Source organism: Streptomyces sp. NBC_00572 (genome assembly GCF_026341815.1).
Taxonomy (GTDB): Bacteria; Actinomycetota; Actinomycetes; order Streptomycetales; family Streptomycetaceae; genus Streptomyces.
Window position 1 is genome coordinate 429,674 of the sequence record NZ_JAPENX010000001.1, and the last position, 15,759, is coordinate 445,432.

Annotated in this window: 14 protein-coding genes; 5 read left to right on the forward strand and 9 right to left on the reverse strand. The window is 72.5% G+C overall.

The window, feature by feature from the left end; translation table 11 throughout:
* The first annotated feature begins 13 nt into the window (after window positions 1-13).
* Window positions 14-898 (forward strand): LysR family transcriptional regulator, encoded by an 885-nt coding sequence (locus tag OG514_RS02010; RefSeq protein ID WP_266900718.1) that lies wholly within the window; start codon window positions 14-16, stop codon window positions 896-898.
* Window positions 899-921: 23 nt separating this feature from the next.
* On the opposite strand, the gene OG514_RS02015 is transcribed toward OG514_RS02010, so the two are convergent.
* Window positions 922-1,929, reverse strand: coding sequence for a hypothetical protein (locus OG514_RS02015; RefSeq protein WP_266890181.1), 1,008 nt, complete (start codon window positions 1,927-1,929; stop codon window positions 922-924).
* 173 nt (window positions 1,930-2,102) lie between these two features.
* Here OG514_RS02015 and OG514_RS02020 point away from each other — a divergent pair, with 173 nt between their 5' ends.
* Both OG514_RS02020 and OG514_RS02025 read left to right on the forward strand, forming a co-directional pair.
* Complete coding sequence (locus OG514_RS02020; RefSeq protein WP_030315760.1) at window positions 2,103-2,312, forward strand: HTH domain-containing protein; 210 nt, start codon at window positions 2,103-2,105, stop codon at window positions 2,310-2,312.
* Window positions 2,312-2,866, forward strand: a complete 555-nt coding sequence (locus tag OG514_RS02025; RefSeq protein ID WP_266890189.1) for a Clp protease N-terminal domain-containing protein — start codon at window positions 2,312-2,314, stop codon at window positions 2,864-2,866. The genes OG514_RS02020 and OG514_RS02025 overlap by 1 nt, the downstream gene beginning before the upstream one ends.
* A 46-nt stretch (window positions 2,867-2,912) precedes the next feature.
* Here OG514_RS02025 and OG514_RS02030 read toward each other — a convergent pair whose 3' ends face one another.
* Complete coding sequence (locus tag OG514_RS02030; RefSeq protein ID WP_266890191.1) at window positions 2,913-6,362, reverse strand: DNA polymerase III subunit alpha; 3,450 nt, start codon at window positions 6,360-6,362, stop codon at window positions 2,913-2,915.
* A gap of 170 nt (window positions 6,363-6,532) precedes the next feature.
* Here OG514_RS02030 and OG514_RS02035 point away from each other — a divergent pair, with 170 nt between their 5' ends.
* Together OG514_RS02035 and OG514_RS02040 are read left to right on the forward strand one after the other, a co-directional pair.
* A complete protein-coding gene (locus OG514_RS02035; RefSeq protein WP_266890192.1) occupies window positions 6,533-7,582 on the forward strand; it encodes a DUF3533 domain-containing protein in 1,050 nt (349 codons plus the stop codon).
* An 84-nt stretch (window positions 7,583-7,666) separates the two neighbouring features.
* Window positions 7,667-8,608: a GNAT family N-acetyltransferase gene (locus tag OG514_RS02040; RefSeq protein ID WP_266890193.1), complete on the forward strand. Its 942-nt coding sequence runs from the start codon at window positions 7,667-7,669 to the stop codon at window positions 8,606-8,608.
* Window positions 8,609-8,717: 109 nt separating this feature from the next.
* Here OG514_RS02040 and OG514_RS02045 read toward each other — a convergent pair whose 3' ends face one another.
* The 7 genes from OG514_RS02045 to OG514_RS02075 all read right to left on the reverse strand — a co-directional run bounded on the left by OG514_RS02045 (window position 8,718) and on the right by OG514_RS02075 (window position 15,721).
* Window positions 8,718-9,566, reverse strand: coding sequence for a S1 family peptidase (locus OG514_RS02045; protein WP_266900719.1), 849 nt, complete (start codon window positions 9,564-9,566; stop codon window positions 8,718-8,720).
* Between the two features lie 224 nt (window positions 9,567-9,790).
* A complete protein-coding gene (locus OG514_RS02050; RefSeq protein ID WP_266890195.1) occupies window positions 9,791-10,609 on the reverse strand; it encodes a DUF1684 domain-containing protein in 819 nt (272 codons plus the stop codon).
* 5 nt (window positions 10,610-10,614) lie between these two features.
* On the reverse strand, window positions 10,615-11,895 hold the full coding sequence (locus tag OG514_RS02055) for an NtaA/DmoA family FMN-dependent monooxygenase (RefSeq protein ID WP_266900720.1): 1,281 nt from the start codon (window positions 11,893-11,895) through the stop codon (window positions 10,615-10,617).
* A gap of 23 nt (window positions 11,896-11,918) precedes the next feature.
* Window positions 11,919-12,983 carry an LLM class flavin-dependent oxidoreductase gene (locus OG514_RS02060; protein ID WP_266890196.1) on the reverse strand — a complete coding sequence of 355 codons (1,065 nt, stop codon included), beginning with the start codon at window positions 12,981-12,983 and terminating at the stop codon, window positions 11,919-11,921.
* 46 nt (window positions 12,984-13,029) lie between these two features.
* Window positions 13,030-14,001, reverse strand: a complete 972-nt coding sequence (locus tag OG514_RS02065; protein WP_266890198.1) for an ABC transporter substrate-binding protein — start codon at window positions 13,999-14,001, stop codon at window positions 13,030-13,032.
* 29 nt (window positions 14,002-14,030) lie between these two features.
* On the reverse strand, window positions 14,031-14,837 hold the full coding sequence (locus tag OG514_RS02070) for an amino acid ABC transporter ATP-binding protein (protein WP_266890200.1): 807 nt from the start codon (window positions 14,835-14,837) through the stop codon (window positions 14,031-14,033).
* A complete protein-coding gene (locus OG514_RS02075) occupies window positions 14,834-15,721 on the reverse strand; it encodes an amino acid ABC transporter permease (protein ID WP_266890202.1) in 888 nt (295 codons plus the stop codon). The genes OG514_RS02070 and OG514_RS02075 overlap by 4 nt, the downstream gene beginning before the upstream one ends.
* Window positions 15,722-15,759: the final 38 nt, after the last annotated feature.

The following is a 15,759-nucleotide window of genomic DNA, read 5'->3' on the forward strand; positions in this document are numbered from 1 at the left end:
CCCCGTGGACAGGATGGAACTGGAAGCATTCGTGGCCGTCGCGGAAGAGCTCCACTTCGGCCGCGCCGCCGCGCGCCTGCACCGGGGGCAGCCGACCGTCAGCGACGCCGTCAGGCGGCTGGAGGGCACCCTGGGCGGGCGGTTGTTCCACCGCACCAGCCGCCGGGTGTCACTGACCGATCTCGGCGAGGCGCTGCTGCCCGACGCCCACGCCACCCTCGCCCAGCTGCGCCACTTCAAGGAGCGCGGGCGCTCCCTGGCCGCCGGCGACCGGAGCCGTACCACCCTCGTCGTCGCCCACGCCGAATACACCGGCCACCAGCTGCTGTTGCGCTGCCTGCCGCAGCTGCGCGACCGTTTCCCCGACGTGACGATCGTGCCGGAGACCATGCCGACCACGGCCCAGCTCACCGCCCTGCGGGCGGAGACGATCGGGCTCGGCATCGGCTGGGCGACCGGCGACGTGAACGGCGTGAACGCGCGGGTGCTGTCCACCGAGAGGTTCATGGCGCTCGTCCCCGAGGCCCACCCGCTCGCCGGGTACGCCGAGCTGAGCGCGTCCGAACTGTCCACCGCCGGCCTGCTCACCTGGCCCCACCAGATCAACAGCGGCCTCTGCGACCGCCTGCTGTCGGCCTTCCGGATCGGCGGAGCCGACCTGCGGATCATCAGGACCGCCGACAGCGTGCACGCCATCGCCGCTCATGTCGCCGCGGGAACGGGCATCGGCATCACCGTCGAATCCGCACTCGACCACCGGCCGCCCGGCCTGCGGATCATCCCCCTCACCGGCCCTTCGACCACCGCCGACCAGGTCGTCCTCACCTCCACCGACCCGTCGGACACCGCCACGGCACTGCGCGACCTGCTGCTGCACGCCTCGGCAGAGCTGCCCTAGGGGGGGCCGAGGGGGAGCCAGGGCTACGCCGCGTTGCGGAACGTGGCGGCCGGGCGCACCGCGTGGGCTCCGAACCGGGCGTTCGCGCAGTCGACCGCCGCCTCCACCGCCAGACGGGCTTCGTGCGCGGGGTCCAGCGACATCTGCCGGGCCACGCACTCGGCCCCGACGAGCTCCTCGGCACGCAGCACCATGCCGGTCAGCCGGGCCCGCTGCAGCCCGGCCGCGTCCATCAGCTGATACGTCACGGCCCGCAGGTCCTCGTTGTGCGCGGACGGCTCCGGGAGCCGCCGGGTCTTCTCCCACTGCGGGCCGCCGGCGAACTGCAGCCTCAAGGACACGCCCCGGGCCGCCTGTCCACGGTTGCGCAGCATCGCCCCCAGCCGCACCACCAGACCGAGAAGGGCCGCCCTCGCGGAGCTGCCGTCGAGTTCCTGCCGGGAAAACCTGTGCCTGACACCGGCCGACAGCGGCAGGTCCTTCGGCACGACCTGGCGCACGTCGACGCCGCGGGCACGCTGTGCGGCCAGCCGCCCGGCTCCCCGCCCCAGGACCCGTTCGACAACTCTCTGCGGAGCCTCGGCGAGCGCGCCGATCGTGTGCAGGCCGTACTTTCTCAGCAGCTCCGCCTGCCGGGGGCCGATGCCGTGCAGCGTCTCCACCGGGAGCGGGGCCAGGAAGGCGCCCACCGCGTCATCGGGCACGGCCAGGACGCCGCCTGACTCCGTCATGTGGCCGGATGCCATCGCCGCCACCGTCTGCGTCCCGGCGACCCCGATGCGTACGTCCGTACCGAGCCGAGCCAGTGCGCGAAGCCGCACCAGCTCCGCGATGTGTTTGGCGTCCGCTCCGAAGTACCGCTGCGCGCCTCGCACTTCCACCAGTGCCGCCCCGGGCGGAACGGCCTGGACGAGGGGGGAGAACTCGCGCAGCAGCTCCAGCACCGCCCGGTAGCCGTCCTCCGGCAGCCGCGGGGCGCATCGCACGTGCAGGATGCTCGCCGAGTCGTCGCGCTGCCCGACATCGCTCACGGATACCTCCTCCTCCCCCACATTCACATCCCTTTTGCACCCCTATGCCCCCACCTGCCCTCCCACCCTAAAGCATGTTCGAATATTTGTGCGAGCGAATTGAGTCGCAGCCCGCCTCACCCCACCCGTCAACCAGAGTTGACACGAAGAGGGTGTCAACATACGTTGACACCATGACCGATGCGACCGATCTCGCCGCACGGGCGGGCGACCGCGACCCCCGGGTCGGGCTACGGGCCGTCTCCGCCCTGCGGCGACTGCTGGAACAGCTGGAAGCCGTCCAGGTGCGCAGTGCGCGCAACCAGGGATGGTCGTGGCAGGAGATCGCGACCGAACTGGGAGTAAGCCGACAGGCCGTCCACAAGAAGTACGGGAGGCAGTGATGTTCGAACGGTTCACGAAGGCCGCACGCGCCGTGGTGAAGGGGGCGGTCGAGCACGCGGAGCGGGGTGGCGCGACGGTCGTCACCGAGGAGCACCTGCTGCTCGCCCTGCTCGACGGGGAGGGCACCCGGGCGTCGGACGCGCTGCGCACGCTGTGCCCACCGGACCGCCGCCCGTCCCTGGTGGCAGCCCTGACCGACGCCCGGCGCCGGGCGGGACTCTCCCGGGCGGACGAGGAGGCCCTGGCGGACCTCGGCATCGACGTCGGCGCGATCGTGGCGCGGGTGGAGGAGACCCACGGCGCGGGCGCGCTGGCGGGTGACCGCAAGGGCTCCGGGTGGTGGTCCGGCCGCCGGTCCTTCTCGCGGGCGGCCAAGACCGTCCTGGAGAAGTCCCTCCGGGTGGCGCTGGCCCGCAAGGACCGGGAGATCGGCGACGAACACATCCTCCTGGCGCTCACCACGACCGGCGGGGTCGTCTCGGAGGCCCTGGCCGACCACGGCGTGACGTACGCCTCCGTCGACACGGCGGTCTCCGGCGCGACGGCCCCCTGACCCCCGCCCACGCTGCCCACCCGCCCGTATCGCCCGGGGAGCCGGCTCAGCCCGCGCTCCCCGGGCTGCTGTGCCACAACTTCCGCCCGCTCGGGGCCCCTTCGCCCGCCGGCTTGAGGTCGGCCCAGGGGTTCATCTCGTAACCGGTGGACATCCTGATGCGGCGGCCGGAGTCGCCGTTCGCCCCGGTCGGGGCGGGTTCGGCGAGCAGGTCCCCCACCGCGCCCGGGCCGCCGGACGCCCGGAGTTCGACCAGTTCGGCGAGGTTCCAGGCGGCGGCGCCGACCACGCTGACGCTGCGGGGGCCGCGCCGCTGGACCACGCCCCTGACCAGGAGCAGCCAGGAGTGGAAGACGGTGTGGGCGCAGCGCTCGTGGGCGTCGTCGAAGAAGGCGAGGTCGACCAGGCCGGTGCCGTCGTCGAGGGTGGTGAAGATGACCCGCTTGCCGGAACGGATGGGCGGGGTCTGGGTGGCGGCCTTGGCGCCCGCGACGAGGACGGTCCGGCCGTGCGGGGTCTCGCGGAGGCGCTGGGCGGAGACGACGCCGAGTTCGCGGAGGAAGGCGTGGTGGTCGCCCATGAGGTGGCGGGAGGCGTCCATGCCGAGGATGCCGAGTTCGGCGCTGAGGCGTTCCGTCTCGTCGAGGTCGGGCAGGCCGAGGGGGGCCGTCTTCCCGCCCTGCGCGAGCGGGAGTTGACCTCCGTGGGAGGCGGCTCCCCGCTGGACGCGCCGGAGTTCGGTGAGGTGCAGGAGGAGGTCGCGGCGGTTGGCGCCGAAGGCGTCCAACGCGCCGACCTGGGCGAGTCGTTCGGCGACGGGGGTGCGGGGGCGGGCCCGTTCCCAGAAGTCGAGGAGGGAGGCGTACGGCTGCCCGGCCTCGATCCGGGCGCTCTCGGCCTCGCTGATGCCGTGCACGTCGGTGAGGCCCAGCCGGAGCCCCCACCGCTCAGGGGAATCAGACACCAGTTCGATGCGGTGGGCGACCGCCGATCTGTTCACGTCCAACGGCAGCACCGCCACCCCCCGCCGCCGCGCGTCCGCGAGCAGCAGCCGCTTGGGGTACATGCCGGGGTCGTGGGTGAGCAGCCCGGCGTAGAAGGCGGCCGGGTGGTGCGCCTTGAGCCAGGCCGACTGGTACGTCGGTACGGCGAAGGCCACGGCGTGCGCCTTGCAGAAGCCGTACGAGCCGAAGGCCGCCACGATCTCCCAGGTACGGGCGACGACCTCGTCCTCGTATCCGCGCGCGGAGGCCTGCCGGGCGAACCAGAGCTTGATCCGGCCCTGCGATTCGGCGTCCGAGAGTCCGCGTCGCACCTGGTCGGCCTCGTCGCGGCGGCAGCCGGTCATGATCCGTACGATCTCGATGATCTGCTCGTGGAAGACGACCACGCCGTACGTCTCCCGCAGGGTCTCCTCCAGGTCGGGATGCGGGTAGCGGACGGGGGCGCGGCCGTGCCGGGCCTCGATGAAGGGGCGGACCATGTCGGCGGCGACCGGGCCCGGCCGGAAGAGCGAGATGTCGACGACGAGGTCGTGGAAGGTGGCGGGCTGGAGCCGGCCGACCAGGTCGCGCTGGCCCGGCGACTCGATCTGGAAGCAGCCGAGGGTCTCGGTGGAGCGGATGAGCCGGTACGTCTCGGGGTCGCCCTCCGGGACCGCGTCGATGTCCGGGCGGATGCCGGTGGCCCGCTCGACCTCGGCGACGGCGTGGGCCATCGCGGACTGCATCCGCACCCCGAGGACGTCGAGCTTGAGCAGCCCGAGGTCCTCCACGTCCTCCTTGTCGAACTGGGACATGGGGAAGCCCTCCCCGCTGGTGGGCACCACGGGGGTACGGGCGAGCAGCGAGGCGTCCGAGAGCAGGACCCCGCAGGGGTGCATGGCGGTGCCGCGCGGCAGCGCGTCGAGGGCTTCGACCAGCTCCCAGAGACGTCCGAACTTCTGGCGCTCGCCCGCGAGTTCGCGCAGTTCGGGCAGTTCGTCGAGGGCGGCGAGCGCGTCGCGGGCGCGGATGTGCGGGAAGGCCTTGGCGAGCCGGTCGATCTCGGCGGGGTCCATGGAGAGGGCCGCGCCCACGTCCCGTACCGCGTGGCGGACCCGGTAGGTCTCGGGCATGGAGACGGTGGCGACGCGTGCGGTGCCGAAGCGGTCGATGATCGCCCGGTAGACCTCCAGGCGGCGGGCGGACTCCACGTCGATGTCGATGTCGGGCAGGGCGGTGCGGCGCTTGGAGAGGAAGCGTTCCATCAGCAGTCCGTGCTCGACCGGGTCGGCGTGGGCGATGCCGAGGAGGTGGTTGACGAGGGAGCCGGCGCCGGAGCCGCGGGCGGCGACCCGGATGCCCATCTTCCGGACGTCATCGACGACCTGGGCGACCGTCAGGAAGTAGGTGGCGAAGTGGTGGTGGGCGATGACGTCCAGTTCGCGGTGCATCCGGTCCCAGTAGGCGCCGCGTTTCTCGTACCCCTTGAGGATCATGCCGGCGGCGGCCCGGGAGGCGAGGACGCGCTGGGCGGTGCGGTGCTCGGCGCCGACGAGGTGCGGTTCGGGGAAGTGCGCGGAGCCGATGCCGAGGTCGTCCTCGGGGTCGACCAGACAGGCGGCGGCGACCGTCGCGGTCCGTTCGAGGAGCCGGTGGGCGGCGTCCCGGCGGAAGCCGGCGGCCTCGACGATCCGTTCGGCGGCGGCCAGCATGTCGTCGGCACCCTTGAGCCAGGCCTCGCCACTGTCGAGCTCCTTGCGGGGGTCGACGGGGACGAGGCGGCGGGCGGAGTCGAGGACGTCGGCCACCGGGCCCTGGCCGGGGTCGGCGTAGCGGACGGAGTTGCCGATGACGGGCGGGACGCCCTGTTCGGCGGCGAAGCCGACGGTACGGGCGGCGAGCCGCAGGGAGCCGGGCCCGGTGCCGGAGCGCCTGTGGTCGACGGCCGCGAGGCGCAGCGCGTCGCCGTACCGCTCGCGCCAGGGGGCGAGCAGCCGGGCGGCCCGGTCGGGGCGGCCGGCGGCGAGGGCGCGTCCGACGTCGGAGTCGGGGCCGAGGAGGACGAAGACGTCTTCCTCGCACAGGGCGGACCGGGGCAGCAGGGGCCGCTCCCCTCTCCCGGCGTGGGCGGCGGTGATCATCGCGCAGAGCGAGGCCCAGCCGGTGCGGGAGCGGGCGAGGAAGAGGGCGCGGGGCGCGGACTCGTCGACGAAGGCCCCGCCCCTGACGGGCACCCGCCGTACGTCCCGCGTACCCTCGGGCCCCGGCACCCGCCCCGGGGCCGGCGCGGGCACCGTCGCCTCGTACGCGAGGTCCACGCCGAACAGCGGACGGACGCCCTCCTTCGCGCATGCCTTGGCGAAGCGGATCGTGCCCGCGAGGGTGTCGCGGTCGGTCAGGGCGAGTGCGTCCATGCCGCGCTCGGCGGCACGCGCGGCCAGTCGTTCGGGGTGGGAGGCGCCGTAGCGCAGGGAGTAGCCCGACGCGGTGTGCAGGTGCGTGAATCCCGGCATGGCGCACCTCCCGGCTCCCGCATCGAAATCGTACGTATGTTCCCACCCCCTCGTTCTTCACCATAGCCCATTTCGAACGTCCGTACGATAAGCGTGCCGGGCCGTCCTCCGGTCAGCCATTCGGGCGCATCCCACCTGCGGAAACACCCCCTGCACCCGAGCGTGGGGGCATGAGCCTCGTCGACGAACTGAAAAGCGCCGTCACCCCCCGAGCCGCCCTCCTTGTCGTCGGCGTCCTCGCTCTCCAGCTCCTCTTCATCACCTCGTACGTCGGGGCCCTGCACCACCCCAAGCCGAGGGACGTCCCCTTCGGCGTCGTCGCGCCCCCGAGGGTCTCCGCCCAGCTCGTCGAGCAGCTGGACCAGCTCCCCGGCGCCCCGCTCGACCCCCGTACGGTCACCGACGAGGCCACCGCACGGGACCAGATCCTGAACCGGGACATCGACGGCGCCCTGATCGTCAACCCCGCCGGCCGCACCGACACCCTGCTCGTCGCCTCCGGCGGCGGCACCGCGCTCTCCCGCACCCTGCAGGCGATCTTCACCAGCGTGGAGGAGGCCCAGCAGCGCACCGTACGGACCGTCGACGTGGCCCCCGCGTCGAGGGAGGACTTCAACGGGCTCTCTGCCTTCTACCTCGTCGTCGGCTGGTGCGTCGGCGGCTACATCTGCGCCGCGATCCTGGCGATCAGCGCGGGCTCCCGGCCCGCCAACCTCGAACGAGCGATCATCCGCCTCGGGGTCCTCGCGCTCTACTCGGTCCTCGGCGGACTCGGCGGCGCGATCATCGTCGGCCCGATCCTGGGCGCCCTGCCCGGCAGCGTCGCCGCCCTGTGGGGCCTGGGCTCCCTGGTCGTCTTCGCCGTCGGTGCCGCCACCCTCGCCCTGCAGGCGGTCTTCGGGATCGTCGGCATCGGCCTGGCGATCCTGCTCATCGTGATCGCGGGCAACCCCAGCGCGGGCGGCGCGTTCCCGCTGCCGATGCTGCCCCCGTTCTGGAACGCGATCGGCCCCGCCCTGCCACCGGGCGCGGGCACCTGGTCGGCGCGCTCGATCGCGTACTTCAAGGGCAACGACATGACCGGCTCGATGCTGGTCCTCTCGGCCTGGGCGGTCGTCGGCACGGTGATCACCCTGGTGATGTCCTCCCTGAAGCGCAAGCCCGAGTCGGAGCCCATCGCGGAGGAGCTGGACCCCGCGAACGGCGCGCCGGCCCACTGAACCGAAAACCCCTGGCCCAACCCCTCATCGGCCGTTACGTTCGCGGGGCACCGCCCCACCACCCCCGAACCGACAAGGCTCTCCGTGACATTCGTCCGCCCCGCCCGTCCCGACGAACTCCCCGCCCTGGTCGAACACCCCGACGCCCCGGAACGCAACGCCGCCACCCGCGCGTACCTCACCGAGCTCCTCGACAGCGGGTGCACCCGGCCCGAGTGGTGCCTGGTCGCCGAGGACGGCGACGGACGACTCACCGGCAGCGTGGTGCTGTGGACCATACCGGGGCACGAAGTCCCGCTCGCCTTCGTGCTGTTCGAGGCGCCGGAGGACTCGGCGGAGACCGGGGCCGCGCTGCTCGACGCGGCGACCGCCAAGGCCCGGGAGCTGGGCGCGACGGAGCTGGAGCACGTCGTCGACTCCCCCGCCCAGGCCCCGCAGTTCCAGCGGGACCCGGAGCGCCGGGGCGAGCTGCTGCGCGCATCCGGATTCGAAGCGGTCCGCGACGGGCGCCGGTTCAGCCTTCACGCCCCCGGCATGCCGGACGGGCCGCCCGCCGACGACCCCCGGCTCACCTTCCGCTCGCTCGCCGAACTCGGCCCCGAGCCCTTCGTCGCGGTCCTCGCCGAGCTGCTCGCGGACACCGCCGACGCCCGGCTCGCGGCCGACGTACGGCAGCACGGCGCCCGCCGCGCGGCCGAGCTGCTCTTCGAGGAGACGGCCGAGCTGAAGCACGAGCCCGGGTGGTGGGAGCTCGGCTACGACGCGGACGGCACCGTCGCCGTGATCAGCCTCCCCGCCGAGAACCCCAGCGTTCCGGTGATCGGCTTCGTCGGCGTCGCACCCGCCCACCGCGGCAAGGGATACGCCACCTCGGTCGTGGTCCGGGGCACGCGTGTCCTGGTCGCCGCCGGGGCGACCGAGATCCGCGGGGACTGCGACGCCGCGAACGTGGCGATGGCCAGGGCCTTCGAACGCGCCGGATACGTGAACTTCGCCGACCGGCTGGAGTTCGCCCGCACCCTCTGAGCCGTACGTACGGCATACGGCACGAGGGCGGAAGCGGGCCTGCGGGGAGGGACCGGAAGCCCCTTTGCGCCCATGCGCGAAGGGGCTCCGGTCCGGTTTCCCGGTTCGGCTAGAAGACGCTGACGCCGTAGGCGCTCAGCGCCTCCGTCACGGGCTGGAAGAAGGTCGTCCCGCCCGAGGAGCAGTTGCCGCTGCCGCCCGAGGTGAGGCCGATCGCGCGGCTGCCCGAGTAGAGCGGGCCACCGGAGTCGCCGGGCTCGGCGCAGACGTTCGTGCGGATCATGCCGTAGACGATGTCGCCACCGCCGTAGTTCACGGTGGCGTTGAGGCCGGTCACCGAGCCGCTGTGGGTGCCGGTGGTGGAGCCCCGGCGGGTGACCGACATGCCGACCGTGGCGTTGGCGGCGCTGGTGATGTCCACGCTGCCGACGGTGCCGGACTTGGTGACGGTGCTGTTGGTGTAGCGGACGATGCCGTAGTCGTTGACCGGGAAGCTCGACCCGGCCGTACTGCCGAGGACGGTGGTACGCGAGGAGTTGGAGTACCAGCTGCCCGCTCCGTCGGTGCAGTGGCCGGCGGTCAGGAAGTAGTAGTTGCCCGCGCTGTCCCGGACGTTGAAGCCCAGCGAGCAGCGCCAGCTGTCGGCGTAGATCGCGTCCCCGCCGGAGATCAGCTTGCTGAACTTCCCGGGGGTCCGCTCGACCCGGATGGCGCCCGCGTTCGCCCCGGCCTGGCGCTTGATCTTCGCGATCTCGGCCGGGGAGACGGTGGAGTCGGCGGTGACGACCACCGAGCCGGTGGCGGTGTCGACGTGCCAGGCGGTACCGGCCACGTCGGCGGCGAGCACGGCGTCGCCGGTCGCCGAGAGGGCGGCGGCGTCGTAGACGCGTGCGCTCTGTGCGGTGTCGGCGCTCGCGGTGGGGACGGCGAGCGCCGCGGCGGCGGCGAGTCCCGCCATGACGGCAAGCAGCCGGACGGTTCTCGTGGGGGTGGTGCGCGTGGTCCTCACTTCTGTTCCTCCCGAGGGGAATCGGGGGACCGCCGTGGGGTGACGGGCCCGTGAGGCGCGGCCAGGGGCCTGCGCTGTGGGGGAGTCTCGGGCCGTACGACTTCACGCCGCAAGGGCGCCTTTCAGCCGTACAGCCCTCAACTACCCAGCATTCCACCCGAGTTGAGCAGCGCTCAGACCTCGCTCAGCCGCCTCTCCCCCGCCGGGACGGCGGTGTCCAGGGTGTTCCCCGGCGGCGGGAAGGGGCAGATGAAGTGGTCGGCGAAGGCGCACGGCGGCAGCAGCGCGCGGTTGAAGTCGACGGTCACCGAGCCGTCCGCCGCCGGGGCGGCCGGACGCAGGAAGCGGAAGCGGTAGCTGTCCCGGCCGCTGGTGGCGTCCGCGAAGACCGCCCACAGGGAGCCGTCGTCCTCGACGGCCACCTGAAGGGTGTGCTCGCCGCCGTGCAGGTCGAAGACCAGCTCCCCGGCGAGCCCGAGGCCACGCTCGACGCCGTCGGCGTTCTCCACCCGTACGCTGCGCGCCTCCTCGTACGGCCGGAAGACGCCGGGCACCACCCAGCGCTCGTCGTACGGGGTGGCCTCGACGCCCCGGAAGGCGCTGCGGGCCTCCGAACCGGGGTCGAAGTCCCGCACGGCCCAGAGCCCTTCGCGCCGCAGCACCACGAGCCGCCGGCCCGCCGACTCGACCCGGGACTCGTGGATCGGGCCGTGGTCGGCGGTGAGCCGGACCGTGCCGGTGAAGGACTTGCCGTCGACGGTGACCCCGTCCTCGGCGCCCGCGCTGAGGAGCACCTCGTCGCCGTCCTCCCGCCACTCCCCCGGAACGGCCGGAATGCGACCCTCCGGGTGGTCCGAGAGCCAGTGGGTGCCCGTGAGGGAGAGGGGACCGTACGAGGAGGAGACCGCGGCCTCCCGCTGCTCGTGCCAGCGCTGCCACTCCCGCCGGGGGTCCGTGCCCGTACCCGCGTCGGTGTCGTTGTGCGTGCTCATGGTGCTCAACCTTTCCATACGGGCTCGGGAAGCCCGAGGTGCGACCGCAGCGTCGTGCCGGAGTACTCCGTACGGAAGACTCCGCGCTCCTGGAGCAGCGGGACCACCCGGTCGACGAAGTCGTCGAGGCCGCCGGGGGTGAGGTGCGGGACCAGGATGAAGCCGTCGGCGGCGTCCGTGACGACGAACTCCTCCAGGGCCGCGGCCACCGTCTCCGGGCTGCCGACGAAGGACTCCCGGCCGGAGGTCTCGATCACCGTCTGACGGATCGACAGACCCTTGGCCTCGGAGAGCGCCCGCCACTTCCTCGCCACCGCCACCGGGTCGGCGACCCGCACCCGGCCCTGGACGAGGGTCGAGTCGGGGTCGGGGTCGACGTCCGGGAGCGGTCCGTCCGGGTCGTAGCCGGACAGGTCGCGGCCCCAGATCTGCTCCAGGGCGAGGATCGCGTTCTGCGGGGAGACCTGTCGGAGACGGATCTCGGCGGCCAGTTCCTGCGCCTCGGCGTCGGTGTCGCCGAGCGCGTACGTGACCGCCGGCATGATCTTCAGGTCCTCGGGCGCGCGGCCGTACCGGGCGAGCCGTCCCTTGGCATCGGCGTAGAACTCCCGGGCGGCCTCCGGGGTGGAGTGCCGGCTGAAGATCACGTCGGCGGCCGAGGCGGCGAACTCCCGGCCCTCCGGGGAGTCCCCGGCCTGGATGACGACCGGATGCCCCTGCGGGGAGCGCGGGACGGTGAACTCCCCCTCGATCCCGAACTGCGTCCCGCTGTGGGCGAAGGGGCGCCGCTCCCCGTCCGGGGTCCAGGAGTCCCACAGCTCCCGGGCGGTGGCGAGGAACTCGGCGGCCCGGGTGTACCGGTCGGCCCGGTCCAGATAGCCGCCGCGCCGGAAGTTCTCGCCGGTGAAGGCGTCCGAGGAGGTGACGACGTTCCAGGCGGCCCGGCCCGCGCTGAGGTGGTCGAGCGAGGCGAGCCGCCGGGCCAGTTCGTACGGCTCGTTGAAGGTGGCGTTGACCGTACCGGCCAGGCCGAGCCGGTCGGTGACGGCGGCGAGCGCGTTGAGGACGGTGATCGACTCGGGCCGGCCGACGACGTCGAGGTCGTGGATGCGCCCGTTGTGCTCGCGCAGCCGCAGCCCCTCGGCCAGGAAGAAGAAGTCGAACAGGCCGCGCTCCGCGGTCCTGGCGAGGTGCTCGAAGGAGGAGAAGTCGATCTGCGAGCGGGAGCGCGGATCGGCCCAGACGGTGGTGGAGTTGACGCCGGGGAAGTGCGCGGCGAGGTGGATCTGCTTCCGTCCCTTGTGGGTGCTCACGCGTGCACTCCCGTCGTCGCGTACTGGCTGACCGGGCGGGTGAGCCCCAGGTGGTCGCGGAGGGTGACGCCCTCGTAGGTCTCGCGGAAGAGCCCGCGGTCCCGCAGCCGGGTCACGGTCTCGGCGGTGAACCGCTCCAGGTCCCGTTCGGGCACGGCCGGCACGAGGTGGAAGCCGTCGACCGCCCCGCCGCCGTGCCAGCCCGCGATCAGTTCGGCGAGCGCGCCGGGCCCGCCCTCGTACGCGTCGAGGTCGACGGTCGCCGAGAGCAGGACGCGCAGCTGACCGGGGTCCCGGCCGTGGGCGCGGGCCCCCTGGCGCAGTTCGGCGCGCAGGGCCGCGGCCTCCTCGGCGGAGGAGGCCCGGATCAGGGCCACGTCGGCGTGGTGGGCGGCGGTGTCCCGGGCGTCGGAGCGGGTGGCGTCGACGACGGTCACCGGATTGCCCTGCGGGGGCCGGGGGACGATCGAGGGGCCCTTGACCGAGAAGGTGGCGCCCTGGAAGTTCACATGGTGCAGCTTGCGGCGGTCGATGAACCGCCCGGTCGCCACATCGCGTATCTCGGCGTCGTCCTCCCAGCTGTCCCACAGCTTGCGGGAGACCTCGGCGACCTCGCCCGCCTCCTGCCAGAGCTCGGCGGTGGCCGGGACCGGACGGCGGCCGAAGAGCCGGGCCTCGGCCCCGGTCGGGGAGACCGCGATCCGCCAGCCCGCCCGGCCCCGGCTCACCCAGTCGAGGGTGGCGACCGCGGCCTGGACGTGGAAGGGCTCGGTGTGGGTGGTGGTCACGGTCGGCACGAGCCCGACGGACCGGGTCTCGGGGGCGACCCGGGCGAGGACGGCGAGCGCGTCGAGGCCGGGCCGGGCGAAGGAGTCGTCGTGGGTGAGGAAGTCGAGCCCGGCGGCTTCGGCGAGCCGGGCGAGCGCGACGGTACGGGCGGCGCTGTCGGTGACGGTGTGTGCGGCCGTGCGGACGGCGGCAAAGGACGCGGCAGTGGGCGGGAAGTCGCCGGATCCCGGGGCGAGTTCGGCTGCCAGGTGGAGCGTTCGGGTGCTGGTCATGCGGTCTCTCTCGAAGCGACGTGAAGCGAACGGAGCGGCGGACGGGTCAGTTCTCGGTGCGGGGCAGCCCGGGCGGGTTGATCTCCGACTTCGTCACGGCCTCGCTTTCGAGGCCCCACCGCTTGAGGACCTGGGCGTAGGTGCCGTTCTCGACGAGGTGGTCGATCGCGGCGGCGTAGGCGGCGACGAGTCCGCTGTCCTTCTTCGTGGTGGCCGCGATCTTGCCCTGGAGCCCGGCGCCCGCACCGGAGAACGTGCCGACGATCTCGGTCTGTCCGGCGGAGAGCACGTGGTAGGCGGCGACGGGGTTGGGGCCGAGGTAGCCGTCGATCCGGCCGGACTGGAGCGCCAGGTAGTAGTCCGAGGTGTTCTGGTAGTACTTGATGTCGACCGGCTCGCGGCCTGCCTTCTCGTTCTGCGCGGACCAGTCGACGAGGATCTTCTCCTGGTTGGTTCCGGAGCCGACGGCGATCACCTTCCCCGCCACGTCCTCGGGGCCCTTCACCGTCCAGCCGGAGCCCTTCTTCGCCTCGAAGGCCAGGTCGTCCAGGCGGTAGGTGGCGAAGTCGTACTTGTCCTTGCGCTCCTCGGTGACGGTGACGTTGTTGAAGACGGCGTCGTACTTGCCGCTGTCGAGGCCGACGAAGAGGTTCTCCCAGGAGACCGGGTTGAACTCGGGCTTCAGACCGAGGGCGTCGGCGACCAGGGTGGCGAGGTCGACCTCGACCCCGATCAGCGTCCTGTCGTCGGTGGCGTGGAAGGCGAGCGGCGGATTGCCGGTCGCGGAGACGCCGAGGATCAGGGTGCCTCTCTTGCGGACGGCCTCGGGCAGCCGGGCCGCGAGGGCGTCGACCTTGGGGGTGTGGACGCGGTTCTGCTCGGGGCTCAGGTTGATGCCGCCGGTCTTCCCCTCGGACTTGATCGTTTCGGTGGAGGCGTCACCCGCGCCGCAGGCGGTGAGGACCCCGAGGGTGGTGAGCGAGGCGAAGGCGGCGAGGACGGGGCGACGGGTCTTCATGGCGGTGCTCCTGAAAGGGAAGGGGGTGGTCAGAGGACCTTGGAGAGGAAGGCGCGGGTGCGTTCGTGGCGCGGGCTGTCGAGCACCTCGGCCGGCGGTCCCTGCTCGACGATCCGGCCCTCGTCCATGAAGACCACGGTGTCGGCGACCTCACGGGCGAAGCCGATCTCGTGGGTGACGACGATCATGGTGGTGCCGGAGGCGGCCAGGTCCTTGATGACGTCGAGGACCTCGCCGACCAGCTCGGGGTCGAGCGCGGAGGTCGGCTCGTCGAAGAGGAGCAGGCCGGGTTCGAGGGCGAGCGCGCGGGCGATGGCGACCCGCTGCTGCTGTCCGCCGGAGAGCTGCTTGGGGTACGCCTCCGCCTTGTCGGCGAGTCCGACGCGTTCGAGCAGGGCCCGGGCCGCGGCCTCGGCGTCCTTGCGGGGGCGCTTCAGAGCCGAGACGGGGGCCTCGACGATGTTCTCCAGGACGGTGAGGTGCGGGAAGAGGTGGAAGTTCTGGAAGACGAAGCCGATCCGGGTGCGCTGCTTGAGGATGTCCCGCTCGCGCAGCTCGTAGAGCTTGTTGCCGGAGCGGCGGTAGCCGACGAGGGTGCCGTCGACGCTGACGGTGCCGCTGTCGACCTTCTCCAGGTGGTTGATGGTCCGCAGGAGGGTGGACTTCCCGGAGCCCGAAGGGCCGAGGACGACGGTGACCTCGCCGGCGCGGACGTCCAGGTCGATGCCGCGCAGCACGTGGAGGGGGCCGAAGGTCTTGTGGACCGAGCGGATCTCGACCTTGGCGGTGGTGGTGGCCGCGGATTCGACGGCCGGGTCGACGGTGACGGAGCTCATCGGGTGCTCCCCTTCGCGTAGTGGCGTTCGACGTAGTGCTGGACGACGGAGAGCGCGGTGGTGAGCAGGACGTACCAGGCGGTGGCGACCATCAGGAGCGGGACGACCCGTCCGTTGCGGCCGTAGACGACCTGGACCTGGTAGAAGAGTTCGCCGATCGCCATGACGGAGACGATCGAGGTGCCCTTGAAGAGCGAGACGATCTCGTTGGCGGCGTTGGGCAGGATCGAGCGCATGGCCTGCGGCAGGACGATCCGCCGCACCTGCCGGAGCCGTGGGATGCCGAGGGAGGCCGCGGCCTGCAACTGGCCCTCGTCCACGGCGAGTACACCGCCGCGGACGATCTCCGCCGCGTAGGCCGCCTGGTGCAGGGCGAGTCCGAGGACGGCGGCGCTCATCTCGCCGACCAGGCCCATCGTGTCGAAGGAGAGGAAGCTCGGCCCGAAGGGGATGCCGATGCTCAGTTCCTTGTAGAGATAGGCGAGGTTGAACCAGAAGAGCAGCTGGACGATGAGCGGGATCGAGCGGAAGGCCCAGATGTAGCCGAATGCGACGGACCGCAGGAACGGGCTGGCCGACAGCCGCATGAAGGCGAGCACGATGCCGATCGCGAAGCCGAGCGCGGTGCCGTGGAAGGTGAGCTGGAGGGTGACCCAGACGGCCCGGAGGACCGTCTCGGTGGTGAAGAACGCGGCGAATACGTCCCACTCCCAGCCGGGGTTGGTGACGAGCCCGTGGACGAACTGGACGAGCAGTACGGCGGTGACGGCGACGGCCACCCAGCGCCAGGGGTGGCGCACGGGGACGACCACGAGCGCGGGGCCCGCCGCCGGTTCCTTCACGACGGCGGCTCTGGTGACGGGCGGATCGCTGGTGAGAGACATGGCGGTTCCTCGGAAAGGGGTCGGGCAGCGGGAGCGGG